We start from the raw sequence: 12,793 nt of genomic DNA on the forward strand, positions 1-12,793 counted from the left end.
AATTTTTGCAAATTGGATTTAAAACAACTCATAAATGATTGCAAAAACAACAATAGGAAAGCACAAGAACAGTTATACCAATTATATTCTCCAAAACTGTTTGCTGTTTGCCTCAAGTATTCGCGCAATTATAGTGAGGCACAAGACAATTTACAAGACGGATTTTTAATCATTTTTAATAAAATAGAACAGTTCTCTTTTAAAGGCTCGTTTGATGGTTGGTTAAAACGAATTATGATTAATAATGTTTTACAACACTATAGAAATCAGACTTTTTTAAGCTTGGTAAATGAAGATGTGGAAGATGATTGTGAAATTGATCTTGATGACGAAAACATATCCTTAGATTACCTGCTAAAAATTATTCAGGAATTGCCCGACAGGTATCGACTGGTCTTTAATCTTTATGTTTTGGATGGGTTTACACATCAGGAAATTGCCGATATGCTTTCCATCAACATAGGGACGTCAAAATCAAATTTGGCTCGGGCGCGAATGATTTTAAAAGATAAAATTGAACTACAACAAAACGAAATAAACAAAACTTTTCCTTCTGCAAAATGAGTGAAAGAAAAAACATAGACAGGCTGTTTCAGCAAAAATTCAACGATTTCGAAGCCCTTCCGGCGGAAGAAACTTGGTCGAATATTGAAGCAAGGCTTAATGAAAAGAAAAAAAGAAGAGTCATTCCTTTTTGGTGGAAACTTTCAGGAGTAGCCGCATTGTTCTTACTTGGTTTTTTTGTGGCAAAGTCGATTTATTCACCAAGTACTAAAATCGAAAACCGAATCGTTATTGGTGCCCAATCAAAACCTACAGACAAATCTGCATCGCCTATAACTTCCGGAAATAATTCAGCTAAAGAGCAAACCACTGTTCCTCCGGTTTCAACAGCTATAGTAAATACATCTCCGGCAATTGAAAACAACAACAGCAATGCTAATGCTATTTCCGAAGAAAAAAACAACCGTAAAACCATTACCTCTTCTTCTCAAAAGGCTATTGCTGAAAGTCAATCCGCAGGACATCGTTCTTTAAAAAAGAATCGAAATTCTAAAACTCCAACACCTGAAATCGTTGTAGAAAAATCAACAAATCAGGTTGCTGTTAATAAAGAAAATACCAATAAATCTTTATCGGAAAACAAATTGGTTCAAACTGAAACAGTTCAAAATAACACCAACAATAATACTATAACTGACAATAAAATTATCAATCTTGATGATCTAAAAGGGGCTCCTAATTCAAACTCAAAAATTGTAACAACTGAAAAGAAAGTTAACGACACGACCCAAATGGCCAGTGTTGCTACCAATGCGTTGGAAGAATTGCTTAATGAAAAAGAAAGCAAAGAAAAACAGCTACCCAAAGAAAACAGATGGCAAATCACCTCAAACGTTGCCCCTGTTTTCTTAGGTTCTGTTAGTAATGGATCGCCAATTGGCTCAGAGTTTGAAAACAATCCAAAAGAGTATAACACGAGTTTTAGCATGGGAGTTGGTATCAGTTATGCTGTCAATACCAAATTGTCTGTGCGAACCGGTATCAACAAAATGAGTGTTGATTACAACACTAATGGTATTGCTTTTTTTGTTGATATAGACAACCCAAGCGTCACGAATATTAGCCCCACCTTGAGCGGAAAAGCCATTCATGTGGAAGATGCCAGTGCTCCCAGTGAAAGCTTGTTGCCCTTTGAAAATAATTTTGTACAAAAAAACGAAGGGTATATGAATCAAAAAATGGGGTATTACGAAGTGCCGGTAGAGCTGACATATGCCTTGATAAACAAGCGATTTGGCGTTAAAATAATTGGTGGCGTCAGTACCTTTTTCTTGAATGAAAATAAAATCTCTTTGGTTTCGGAAAACATGAGCACCGACTTAGGAAAAGCCAACAATCTTAATGACGTACACTTCAGTACCAACTTGGGATTAGGGATAAAGTATGGCTTTTTGAAATCGTTTGAATTCAATGTAGAGCCAACGCTGAAATACCAATTGAATACTTTTAGCGAAAACGCCGGTAATTTCAAACCTTACGTCTTTGGAATCTACAGCGGCATCAGCTATAAATTTTAATTTATGATTGTTTAAAATTAGTTAAGTGGTGTTATTGCTTTAGAGTAATAACAGAAAAGAGTCCCGAAGTTTGGGACTCTTTTTTTATGTGTTATACTTCAATAGTTGTTTCTCTATCACTTGCCGAACATCCTCTTTTACGGTTTTCTTGTATTCGGGTTTTTGATTTTTTGTGTCAAAAAAATGATGAATTTTTACACGCATTAAACCTGGACTTCCACTGAAAAAAGTATACGAAAACCTTTTTTTATTGTCGGCAAAAGTCATTGGCACAATGGGAATTTGATGTTCAACCGCCAAGCGAAAAGCACCGTCCTTAAATTCATCTAATAAAACTGATTCATCATCCGGGACACCACCTTCGGGAAAAATACAAATACTCAGTCCCTGATTTAATCGTTTTTGGGCTCTTTCAAAAACAGCCATTCGACTTTTGGAACTTTTTCGGTCTACCAAAATACAGGTTCTTTTATAAAAAAATCCAAACAACGGAATCTTAGCCAATTCTTTTTTTCCGACAAAAACAAAGGGATTTTTAACCACCGAAAGCATCAGCATAATATCAGTCATCGAAGTGTGATTGGCCACAAACATATAACTTTTGCCTTCTATTATTTCTTCTTCGGTTTCTAGTGCAACTCGAAACCCCATTCCAAACAAAATGATTTTGGCCCAAATGCGAGCCATTACAAAAAAGTAAGGGTACCATTTTTCGGAAAGAATAGAAATAAACAGAAACGGGAACATTACGATTATCGGAATCGCCATTAAAATGTAGAACCAAATGCGATAAAGTGTCCAAAAAACAATTTTCAGTGCTCTCATGTTGTCAAATGTAATGAAAGGTATGCAATTTTTAATACAAAGGTTTAACTTTGCGATTAGAAAAAATTTGAAAATGTCAAAAATATTAACCGGAATTCAGAGTACGGGCACACCTCATTTAGGAAATCTATTGGGTGCGATTTTGCCTGCTATTGAACTGTCAAAAAATCCAGCTAACGAATCGTTTCTTTTTATCGCCGATTTGCATTCGATAACCCAAATTAAAAACGGAGATGAGCTTCGTCAAAACACTTATAGCACTGCTTCGGTATGGCTGGCTTGTGGTTTGGATGTCAATAACGTTATTTTTTACCGCCAAAGCGATGTACCGCAAACAGCTGAATTGTCTTGGTATTTAAGTTGCTTTTTCCCGTTTCAACGCTTGACCTTGGCGCATTCTTTCAAAGACAAAGCGGATCGTTTAGAAGACGTAAATGCCGGTTTGTTTTCTTATCCAATGCTGATGGCGGCTGATATATTGCTGTATGATGCGCAATTTGTTCCGGTGGGAAAAGACCAAATGCAACACATCGAAATCACACGTGATGTAGCTTCCCGATTTAATCATCAAATGGGAGAAACCTTTGTTATTCCCGAAGGAAAAGTACAAGAAGAAACCATGTATGTTCCGGGAACTGATGGTTTAAAAATGAGTAAATCCCGCGGCAATATCATTAATATTTTCCTCGAAGATAAAGCGTTGCGCAAGCAAATCATGAGCATAGAAACCGACAGCACACCCCTTGAAGAGCCTAAAAACCCAGAAACATGTAAAGTATTTGGTTTGTTCAAATTAATTGCCAATGAAGCACAAATTGCCGAAATGCGCGTTAAATATGCTAATGCCAACCGTGATTTTGGTTATGGTCATGCCAAACAAGCCTTATTTGAATTGATCACTGAAAAGTTCAAAACAGAAAGAGAGAAATACAATTACTACATGAATAACCAAGCCGAAGTAGATGCTTTACTCAAACAAGGCGCTGTGAAAGCCGGAAATATTGCCAACACGGTCTTAAAAAAAGTTAGAGAAAAATTGGGGTTTGAATAAAATTTATACATTTGATAAAAATCTGTTTCTTATGAAAAATTCTATTTTATTGGTTATACTGTCTTTTTTCACTTTTGGCACTTTTGCCCAAGGCCTAAAATACACCGAAGAAAAGAGTCCGGAAATAAGCAAAGTGTTGGCCAAAGTGCATGCTATCAATTCGTTTGGTTTTAAAAATCATTTGGTAAAAACCTATGTAGTCAACAATGATTTGGGCTATACGAAAGACGATTCACCCGAAGGAGCCAAACAGTTTTTGTATATTTCTGATAGCGAATTGGGCAAAGAAATAACAACCAAATTGTATAAAACGGACAGTTTAGTAAATCTGGAAGTACTAGAAGTAGTTGAAGCTCCCGAAGGTTATGAAATAAAAATTGCCTATGGCTTAAACGAAGACCGAACCGAAGAAACCTTCCTGTTGAAAATTGCAAAAAAACAATAATCTCAACTTTTTTGAGAGACTCACAAAGGCAAAAGACGCATTCGTTTTTTGCCTTTTCTATTTTAGTTAATTCGAAGTATACCGTTTTTTAAAGAGACGGAAGCATCATCTCTGAGGCTGTAATCGGTTTCCAAAATTTCTTTGGTTTCCGGGAGTAATTCACTGAAACGGTATTCAATCACCGAATGGTTTCTGATAAAAAGATGTTGGCTGTTGGTTTGAAAAGTAGCCAGCTTTTTTCCTAAGTAAAAATTAAAAACACCATTGGCATCCGAGTCATTTTTGGTTACTTCTACCGTTTTTCCCGATTGGATGTAGTAAGCTGCTTTGGGTAGTTTTATGGTATCATACAGCGTTGCATTTTCTAATAAAATCATATCAAAATTGGTGTTGTTCCTAACTTTAATAAAATTACTGCTTTCCCCTTCCACTGAGCTTTGATAAAACGTTTCGAATGGATTTTCTCCGGTTTTAATATTATCAATCTTAGTCAGCTGTTTGATTTCGGCTTTATTATAATCCGCTAAAAAAACAAAAAAACTATCGATTCGAAATTTCATTTGTGTGTAGTAACGGTCAATTTTACGAGGCTCTGATTTATATTCTTCTGTTGGAATATCGTAATTGTAATCGGCTTCATTATTTTGAAACGGTTTCATCGTATTAAAGAAAATGACGGCTCTGATAGCCACAAAAGCCAGCACTACAGTAAAAATCAAATAATTCCGGTTTCTTTTAGATAAAAAAGGTGTTGGTTGTATCTCTAAAGAAAACTTGTTTCTATTAATTAATTCGGCTAATTCAGCATCGTCAGCTTTAAAATTGTTAACCGCAATGAAGGCTTTTCCGGCCAGTTCAGAACTTGAATCCTGAGTATACATCTTAACGATAAGATTCAAAACGCTTTTTAGTTTTTCTTCGATTTCTTCGTTTTTGATATGATTTAAAAACTTATAAAAAGTACCTTCTTTAACATATAAAATTTTGGAGAAATCACTATACGGCGGAGATAAGGCCACTCGGGCACTTTCCAATTTATTTAATCCTTCCTGAGTCAATTCTGAAAGTAGCGCTTCCGAGAGAAAGGGTTCTGCTTCAATAAGTTTAGTAATGTCATCAAACTTATTGGCTGCTATATTTTGATAAAAATCATCACTCATGCTTCAAAGTAGTATAAAAACAAATGTAAAATATAAATCCATTTAAAGTTAAACGGCCTCAAATAATTTTCCCGGTAAAGGTCGCACCAAGCCCTTAAGCTCCATATTCAATAGGATGGAAGACATTTTAAAAATCGGAAAATCACAGTCCAGCGCCATGACATCAAGCAATTGTTTGCCACTTTTTTGAAGATAATCGTATATTTTTTGTTCATCATAATCTAACGAAACAAACAATTGTTTTTGAACCGATTTGGTTGTCACTTCTTTCAATTCCCAGTTCAAACCATAAATTAAATCCGCCGCTGAAGTCAGTAAATTGGCGCGTTGCGTTTTAATTAAATCATTACAGCCTTGACTGTATTTATCCGATATTCTGCCCGGTACGGCGAACACGTCTCTGTTGTAATCATTGGCCACATTGGCGGTAATTAAAGAACCTCCTTTTTCAGCGCTTTCTATTACTACAGTGGCTTCGCTCATGCCGGCAACAATGCGGTTACGACGCACAAAATTTTCCTTATCAGGATTGGCATTACTCCAAAATTCAGTTAAAAAACCCCCATTTCGCTCCATTTTAGCCACATATCTTTTATGAGGTTTGGGGTAAATTTGGGTTAAGCCATGTGCCAAAACGCCGATGGTTTGCAAATTGTTTTCCATAGCTGCTTGGTGTGCTACGATGTCAACCCCATAAGCAAATCCGCTGACGATAATCGGATTGAAAACAGCCAAATCTTCAATTAATTTTTTACAAAATTCGGTACCGTAAGTCGTGATTTGTCTTGTTCCTACGATGCTTATCATTTTGCGATTGTCAAAATTCATAGCACCCGAAGCAAACAACAACACCGGACCATCCACACAATGTTTTAACCTATCGGGATAATTCTCATTTTGATAATACTGCACGGTGATGTTTTCCTTTTCCAGAAAACGTAATTCCGCTTCGGCTTTTTCAAAAATGGTTTTGCTTTTTAAATTTCTCAGCAATACTTCCCCAACACCATCTATTCCTTTTAGTTGCTGTGCTTTTGATTTAAATACATTTTCAGCTGAACCGCAATGGTTTATGAGCTTTTTGGCCACAATATCGCCAACGCCTTCTACTCGCAACAGCGCTAAAATGTGAAAAAGTTCAGTATTATTCATATCACTAAAGTACTACAAAAATATTTATCTTTCTTCAGGATTGTTAATAAAAATTGTGAATAATTTTTTGATACTACTATTGTTTCTCTAAATTTGTTAACATGAAGATTGAACCATACATTTCCCAATTATTATATCGTTATCAATGTGTTACCGTTCCCGGATTTGGTGCTTTTTTGACCGAATTCCAGTCGGCACAGTTGGATGAAAATGCCCATTCATTTTATCCTCCAAAAAAATTGATTTCTTTCAATCCCTTCATTAAAAACAACGACGGATTATTGGCCAATCATTTAGCGCAAGCCGAAAAAATAGCCTATGAAGTGGCTGTAAATGCCATTCAGAATGAAGTGTCAAGTTGGAAAACTAAAATTCAGGAATTTGGACATTTCTCTGTCAAAAACATTGGGGAGTTTACCTTGAATGCTGAAAAAAACATAGTGTTCGTTCCGGCTGACCAAATTAATTATTTGAAAGAATCTTTTGGGTTGAGTTCATTTGTATCGCCTTCAGTAAAACGTGAGGCATATAAAGAAGCGGTAGAAACTTTGGAAGAAAAAGCCCCTATCGCTTTCACTCCGGAAAAGAGAAGAAGTTATAAAGCACTGAAATATGCGGCTATTATTACCGTTTCCTTAGGATTGACAGGTGCTTTAGGATATAAATTATATGACAATTATCTAACACAAATTGAGCAACAAACCCTTGTTGTGCAGTCCAATGTTCAGAAAAAAATAAATCAAAAAATACAGGAAGCCACTTTCTTTATCGAAAATCCACTGCCGGCAGTTACGCTAACTGTTCCTAGTGAAAAAATGCCGTATCATGTAGTGGCCGGCGCTTTCCGATTAGAGTCAAATGCCGCTAATGCCTATGAATCATTATTGAAATTAGGTTTTAAAGCCAAGCGATTACCGGTAAACAAACACGGCTTATTCCCGGTGCTTTACGGAAGTTATTCTTCCTATGCTGAAGCTCGTGAAGCCATGAAAAGCATTCAACGATTAGACAATAAAGATGCCTGGTTGCTGATTGAAGAATTATAAAATTATCCTGAGAAATCAGGATTTTTTGTTTTCAGTAATTACCTTTGCAAAAAACTTCACATGACTCCAAAACATCCTTCTGAATCGCTAACCATTTTAACCGATTTAGTTTTACCAAGTGAAACCAACCCTTTGAATAATCTTTTTGGTGGTGAATTGTTGGCCCGAATGGACAGAGCTGCCAGTATTGCCGCCCGAAGACATTCCCGCCGAATTACGGTTACCGCTTCGGTAAATCACGTAGCCTTTAATCGTTCTATTCCTTTGGGAAGTGTTGTTACTGTTGAAGCTAAAGTATCACGCGCCTTTAATTCTTCGATGGAGATTTTCTTAGATGTTTGGATTGAAGACAGAGAATCGGGTATCAGAACCAAAGCGAATGAAGCCATTTACACGTTTGTTGCCGTTAATGAAACCGGAAATCCGGTAAGTGTTCCTCCTATTATTCCCGAAACAGAACTGGAAAAAGAACGCTATGATGCGGCGTTAAGAAGAAAACAGTTGAGTTTGGTTTTAGCCGGAAAAATGAATCCGCATGACGCGACTGAACTAAAAGCACTATTCTTATAATAAAAAAAGCCCTGATAACTCAGGGCTTTTTTATTACATATTAAATAACCACGAAGCCGGATTATTATAGGTTGTATTTTGAAGAATCAAGAATTTCAAAATGGTTTTACCGGTATCACCATTCGTTCTGATTTTGCCCAACGTTTCTTTGGTTGACACTTTATCACCAACACTAACATTTACGCTACTCAAATTTTGATACACCGTAAAAAAGTCTCCATGCTGAATAAAGACCGCAATATTCAACGGGGATAATTTAATTACCTTAGTCACTTCTCCGCCAAAAACCGCTCTGGCTGAAGCACCGTTTTCGGTCGTGATTTCAACACCACTATTATGAACCGTCAAGGTTTTATATACCGGATGCGGTTGGTCTCCGTAAGGCAATGTCACCACCCCTTTTTCTACCGGCCATGGTAGTTTTCCTTTGTTGGCTCTGAAATTATTGGCCACTAACTGTCCTTCTGATGTTAATACAATCTTGGCCGAACTTTCTACGGCTTTGGTGTCTGCAGCTGATGTTGTTTTAGGATTGGCTTTGGCTTTAGCTGCGGCTGTTTTTTTATTGGCGGCTGCAATAGTTTCTCGAATTAATTTTTGAATTTGAGCATCAATCTTTTTCGTTTCCTGTTGCTTTTTCTTGATTTCGGCAACAATTTTTCCTTTGTCTTTTTTGATTTGATTGGCTATTTTTTCTTGCTCTTGCTTTTCTTTTTCCAGGTCTTGTTTTTCCTTTTCATTTTCAGCAATTAGTTTTTCTTTGTCCGTTTTTTGCGCGCCAATCTTCACGTTATAGTTTTCTAACTGAAGGGTTTTCCCTTTTATTTCTTCGCCTTGCATTTTTCGGTAACTCGCATATTGCTTCATATACTGAGCTCTTTTATACGCTTGAAGAAAATTTTGTGAAGACAATAAGAACATAGCTCTACTTTGTTCCGAACGACTCTTATAGGACTTTAAAATCATCTCAGCATAATCTTTTCTGAGTTCTTCTAAATCGCGGTTGAGTTGGTTTATTTTAAGTTGGTTAACATAAATATCATTGCTCAGCAACTTGGTTTGCTTTTCGGTGGTTTTAATCAGTTTTTCTTTTAAACCAATTTTTTCCTTTTGAATCATTAATTGTGACACAACCGATTTCTCTTTGCTCTTCATCGATTGCAGCAATTGCTCTTTTTCCTGGATTTCCAATTGAATTTTAGCTTTTCGTTCCTCCAATTGTTCTTGTGTTGGCGGTTGACTCCACATAGGTGTAGCTAAACAAAAAAATAAAAAAAGTAAAAAGAATCTCGGCATGGTGCTGGTTATTTTGGCTAATTTACTTAATAAAAATTCTTTCATAATCTTCCGGAACACTATAAGGGAAAGAAAGATCTTCGTTGAATGTTATGTTATTATAATCAATTGAAATTTCTGTTTTTGCTGCTTGTTGAAAGGCATTAATCAACAAACTTGCCGGAAGATAGGTTGATGAAACTTCCTGAAAATTTGGATAATTCACTTCAAACTCTCTCTCTTTTAGCGGTTGGTTTATCTCTTGTTTCTTAAGCAAATAACGCTCTCCTTCAAACCAAAAAGACTTTTCTGTCTGGTTTTCAAATGTATTTAATTTATAAAACTTTTCAACGATGGCACTGGTATAATTTCCTTTGGCTAAATCGTCTATTGGTTTTCCCAATAACATGTTTTGCACTTTTTGAAAATCTAAATCGGTGCCCAACCATTTGCTTAGTGAAGCATAATCGCCTTCAAAAAAAGTACCGTTGATTTTTTCATAATACTTTACTTCATTGGGGGTAATCAAAGCTTTGGCCATAGTTATGCCTAAAAAACGAATGCTTACCAATATCTTCTCGTCTTTCTTAATTTTGATTTCGGCTGAGACATTCTGTGATTGCTTTTCATCTTTGTACTTGGCGCTGGCTCTAATGTATAACGACGAAAAATCGATTTTATTATTGTAATGATTTTGAATTATTTTTTCCGAACTTAAAACATCACTGGCTTTTCCTTCGTTTAAAACCGCTTTTGTTTTACAAGAAACTAGTAAAAGAACTAACAACACACAACCTAATTTTTTCATTACTTCTTTTGTTTATTAATAAGCTCGTTGGCTTTGGTAAAATACTTTTCTTTCTTTTTCATGTCGCCCAAACCATTGTAAGCTTCACCTAATTGGATGTTGAAATTAATCTCCAAAGCAGTATCATCAATAACAAAATCTAAACCGGTTTCTAATTGATTTGCCGCTTTCTTGAAACTCTTCAGTTGATTATTCGCCAAGCCGGCATAGTAATAAAACTGAGGTTGTGTCGGGAAAAACTGCATCAACTCTTCGGCTTTTTTCGCTACGGTTTCAAACTGTTGGGTTTCGGTATACGATTGAAGCAACAACTGCTGGGTTTCAACATCATCCTGACTGCTTTTTAAGTGCATTTCAAAATACTTAGCGGCTTTGGCCCAGTTGGCTTTTGAAAAATAGAACTTACCGATTTCTTTAGCTACTTTTATTTCTTTATCGTTGTCAAAATAGGAAATGGCTTTGTCTAAATCCGTTTCGTATTTCGGATTGTTTTTGGCAAAAATCAGAAACTCATTCAGCATTCGGTGCTTGATTTTTTGGTCAATTTTTTTGCTGGGCAAGACAATATTCATGGCTTTAACCGCATTATCACCATCATTATTATTCAAATGAAATTTAAACAAACTCACTTGAGCCCAATCGGAAGTTGGAATGGCCGCTTCTAATTTCTTAGCAATTTCCATAGCCTTTTCTTCCTGATTGCTTTGCGAATACATGTAAATCAGAGCAATATAATTAGATTCATCTTTCGGGTTTTTCTTGATTTGGTCCAAAAGATTATTCTTTTCTGCGGATTGGTATTTGGCGTCTTTTAAAATATCGGCTTTATACAATTCGCGTTTGTCGGTTTTGCCGTATTTATCATTCAACTCATTGATGAGATCAAGAGCCTTGTCAAATTGCTGCGTATTCATATACAATGAAGTCAAATCTTCTTTGTATTCTTCTTTAAATTCTACTAATTTTTCAACAATAGGAATGGCTTTGTTGTAGTCGCGCTGTTCATAGCAAACGTCGTACATTCCTACCCAAGCCCAACGGTTTTTGGGATCCATTTTGGTGACTTTTTCGAAATTATCGTAAGCCTCTTTGTATTTCTTTTGCGCTAAATAATTTTTACCCAGTTCAAAGTAAACGATAGGATCTTCAGGATTGGCTTCTTCACATTTTCGGAGTGATTCTATGGCTTTATCATAGTTTTCAATCCCTTTTTGTTTTAACGCTTCATAAAAATTATCTTCAAATCCATGATCTAAGACCACCACTTCGTTTGGTTCGGTTTGAGCCAAAAGCAGATTAGGAACAGCAATTGTTCCTAATAACAGCAATCCATAAACTTGAAGTTTTTTCATTTTTGTTTTATTCTAAAACTGAATAATCGCCAATACTGATACTGGTAAAATCACCATCAAAACTGGCATGATTTCCTATCATTGCATTGTCTAAATGAGCATTTTTAATATGAGCATGGGTTTGCACCAAGCTATTTTTAATTACTGTATTTTGAATGTGACATCCCTCTCCCAAAGAAACATTGGGACCAACAGTGGCATTAATTAGTATCACATTTTTTCCAATATAACAAGGTGGGATGATGGTTGAGTTCTCTTGCTTTACGTCATAATCAATCAAATGCTCCCCATCATTGTGCAAAAAGCCCAACATTCTGGAATTAGTCTCCACGGTTACATCTTTGTTACCACAGTCCATCCATTCGTCAACCTTGCCCGGCACAAATTTCATGCCTTTTGCCATCATTTGTTTAATTCCATCATTAATTTGGTATTCGCCGCCGTGAATGATGTTGTTATCTAAAACCGATTGTAGTTCATTTTTTAAGACCGCAACATCTTTAAAGTAATAAATACCGATGACCGCAAGATCTGAAACAAACTCTTTTGGTTTTTCAACTAATTCAATTATTTCGTTCGCTTCATTTAAGTTGATTACTCCAAACGCTTCTGGATGTTCAACTTGCTTAACCCAAATAACGCTGTCGGCGGTTGTATCTAAATCAAAATCGGCACGAATTAACGTATCAGCATAAGCAATTACAGCCGGACCGCTTAAAGAATCTTTAGCACACATGATAGCGTGTCCCGTTCCAAGTGCTTCATTTTGATAGTAAATGGTTCCTTTGGCTCCTAATTTTTGGGCTATGGCTATTAAATCTTCTTCTACTTTTTTGCCAAAAGTTTCATGAATGATGAAAGCCACTTCGTCAATTTTTTGATTCAAGACCCCGGCAATATCTTCTACTAATCGGTGTACAATTGGTTTCCCTGCTATGGGAATTAGTGGTTTTGGAATCGTTAAGGTATGTGGGCGAAGACGCGAACCACGTCCTGCCATAGGAACTATTATTTTCATTTTTTATGCT

Annotated in this window: 13 protein-coding genes; 6 read left to right on the forward strand and 7 right to left on the reverse strand. The window is 36.1% G+C overall.

What is annotated here, in order from left to right; genetic code table 11:
- Positions 1–12: 12 nt before the first annotated feature.
- Positions 13–564, forward strand: a complete 552-nt coding sequence (locus GUU89_RS04270) for an RNA polymerase sigma factor (RefSeq protein ID WP_162126764.1) — start codon at positions 13–15, stop codon at positions 562–564.
- A complete protein-coding gene (locus GUU89_RS04275) occupies positions 561–2,081 on the forward strand; it encodes a porin family protein (protein WP_162126765.1) in 1,521 nt (506 codons plus the stop codon). The genes GUU89_RS04270 and GUU89_RS04275 overlap by 4 nt, the downstream gene beginning before the upstream one ends.
- An 84-nt stretch (positions 2,082–2,165) precedes the next feature.
- Here GUU89_RS04275 and GUU89_RS04280 read toward each other — a convergent pair whose 3' ends face one another.
- A complete protein-coding gene (locus GUU89_RS04280) occupies positions 2,166–2,906 on the reverse strand; it encodes a lysophospholipid acyltransferase family protein (RefSeq protein ID WP_162126766.1) in 741 nt (246 codons plus the stop codon).
- A 73-nt stretch (positions 2,907–2,979) separates the two neighbouring features.
- Here GUU89_RS04280 and trpS point away from each other — a divergent pair, with 73 nt between their 5' ends.
- Together trpS and GUU89_RS04290 are read left to right on the forward strand one after the other, a co-directional pair.
- Positions 2,980–3,957, forward strand: a complete 978-nt coding sequence (gene trpS / locus GUU89_RS04285; protein WP_162126767.1) for a tryptophan--tRNA ligase — start codon at positions 2,980–2,982, stop codon at positions 3,955–3,957.
- A gap of 31 nt (positions 3,958–3,988) precedes the next feature.
- Positions 3,989–4,402: a hypothetical protein gene (locus tag GUU89_RS04290; protein ID WP_162126768.1), complete on the forward strand. Its 414-nt coding sequence runs from the start codon at positions 3,989–3,991 to the stop codon at positions 4,400–4,402.
- Between the two features lie 62 nt (positions 4,403–4,464).
- Here GUU89_RS04290 and GUU89_RS04295 read toward each other — a convergent pair whose 3' ends face one another.
- Together GUU89_RS04295 and dprA are read right to left on the reverse strand one after the other, a co-directional pair.
- The gene (locus GUU89_RS04295; protein ID WP_162126769.1) at positions 4,465–5,562 is read right to left on the reverse strand and encodes a hypothetical protein; all 1,098 of its coding nucleotides are present in this window, start codon (positions 5,560–5,562) and stop codon (positions 4,465–4,467) included.
- Between the two features lie 48 nt (positions 5,563–5,610).
- On the reverse strand, positions 5,611–6,714 hold the full coding sequence (gene dprA / locus GUU89_RS04300; protein ID WP_162126770.1) for a DNA-processing protein DprA: 1,104 nt from the start codon (positions 6,712–6,714) through the stop codon (positions 5,611–5,613).
- 101 nt (positions 6,715–6,815) lie between these two features.
- Here dprA and GUU89_RS04305 point away from each other — a divergent pair, with 101 nt between their 5' ends.
- Together GUU89_RS04305 and GUU89_RS04310 are read left to right on the forward strand one after the other, a co-directional pair.
- Positions 6,816–7,760, forward strand: a complete 945-nt coding sequence (locus tag GUU89_RS04305; protein WP_162126771.1) for an HU domain-containing protein — start codon at positions 6,816–6,818, stop codon at positions 7,758–7,760.
- A 60-nt stretch (positions 7,761–7,820) separates the two neighbouring features.
- Complete coding sequence (locus GUU89_RS04310) at positions 7,821–8,330, forward strand: acyl-CoA thioesterase (RefSeq protein ID WP_162126772.1); 510 nt, start codon at positions 7,821–7,823, stop codon at positions 8,328–8,330.
- A 33-nt stretch (positions 8,331–8,363) separates the two neighbouring features.
- Here the strand turns inward: GUU89_RS04310 and GUU89_RS04315 are convergent, their stop codons facing one another.
- Genes GUU89_RS04315 through GUU89_RS04330 form a run of 4 tightly spaced genes read right to left on the reverse strand, consistent with a single transcriptional unit; the run spans position 8,364 to position 12,783 of the window.
- On the reverse strand, positions 8,364–9,626 hold the full coding sequence (locus tag GUU89_RS04315) for a murein hydrolase activator EnvC family protein (RefSeq protein WP_162128619.1): 1,263 nt from the start codon (positions 9,624–9,626) through the stop codon (positions 8,364–8,366).
- 22 nt (positions 9,627–9,648) lie between these two features.
- Positions 9,649–10,413 carry a DUF4292 domain-containing protein gene (locus GUU89_RS04320; RefSeq protein WP_162126773.1) on the reverse strand — a complete coding sequence of 255 codons (765 nt, stop codon included), beginning with the start codon at positions 10,411–10,413 and terminating at the stop codon, positions 9,649–9,651.
- Positions 10,413–11,765 carry a tetratricopeptide repeat protein gene (locus GUU89_RS04325; RefSeq protein WP_162126774.1) on the reverse strand — a complete coding sequence of 451 codons (1,353 nt, stop codon included), beginning with the start codon at positions 11,763–11,765 and terminating at the stop codon, positions 10,413–10,415. The genes GUU89_RS04320 and GUU89_RS04325 overlap by 1 nt, the downstream gene beginning before the upstream one ends.
- A gap of 7 nt (positions 11,766–11,772) precedes the next feature.
- Complete coding sequence (locus tag GUU89_RS04330; RefSeq protein WP_162126775.1) at positions 11,773–12,783, reverse strand: sugar phosphate nucleotidyltransferase; 1,011 nt, start codon at positions 12,781–12,783, stop codon at positions 11,773–11,775.
- Positions 12,784–12,793: the final 10 nt, after the last annotated feature.

The organism is Flavobacterium phycosphaerae (assembly GCF_010119235.1).
Classification (GTDB): Bacteria; Bacteroidota; Bacteroidia; order Flavobacteriales; family Flavobacteriaceae; genus Flavobacterium; species Flavobacterium phycosphaerae.

What these genes read in the sequence shown, in the direction of transcription:
- trpS (WP_162126767.1), top strand. Translation starts at nt 2,980, where the DNA reads ATGTCAAAAATATTAACCGGAATTCAGAGTACGGGCACACCTCATTTA.
- GUU89_RS04275 (WP_162126765.1), top strand. Translation starts at nt 561, where the DNA reads ATGAGTGAAAGAAAAAACATAGACAGGCTGTTTCAGCAAAAATTCAAC.
- GUU89_RS04315 (WP_162128619.1), bottom strand. Translation starts at nt 9,626, where the DNA reads ATGCCGAGATTCTTTTTACTTTTTTTATTTTTTTGTTTAGCTACACCT.
- GUU89_RS04295 (WP_162126769.1), bottom strand. Translation starts at nt 5,562, where the DNA reads ATGAGTGATGATTTTTATCAAAATATAGCAGCCAATAAGTTTGATGAC.
- GUU89_RS04310 (WP_162126772.1), top strand. Translation starts at nt 7,821, where the DNA reads ATGACTCCAAAACATCCTTCTGAATCGCTAACCATTTTAACCGATTTA.
- GUU89_RS04330 (WP_162126775.1), bottom strand. Translation starts at nt 12,783, where the DNA reads ATGAAAATAATAGTTCCTATGGCAGGACGTGGTTCGCGTCTTCGCCCA.
- GUU89_RS04280 (WP_162126766.1), bottom strand. Translation starts at nt 2,906, where the DNA reads ATGAGAGCACTGAAAATTGTTTTTTGGACACTTTATCGCATTTGGTTC.
- GUU89_RS04320 (WP_162126773.1), bottom strand. Translation starts at nt 10,413, where the DNA reads ATGAAAAAATTAGGTTGTGTGTTGTTAGTTCTTTTACTAGTTTCTTGT.
- GUU89_RS04305 (WP_162126771.1), top strand. Translation starts at nt 6,816, where the DNA reads ATGAAGATTGAACCATACATTTCCCAATTATTATATCGTTATCAATGT.
- dprA (WP_162126770.1), bottom strand. Translation starts at nt 6,714, where the DNA reads ATGAATAATACTGAACTTTTTCACATTTTAGCGCTGTTGCGAGTAGAA.
- GUU89_RS04290 (WP_162126768.1), top strand. Translation starts at nt 3,989, where the DNA reads ATGAAAAATTCTATTTTATTGGTTATACTGTCTTTTTTCACTTTTGGC.
- GUU89_RS04325 (WP_162126774.1), bottom strand. Translation starts at nt 11,765, where the DNA reads ATGAAAAAACTTCAAGTTTATGGATTGCTGTTATTAGGAACAATTGCT.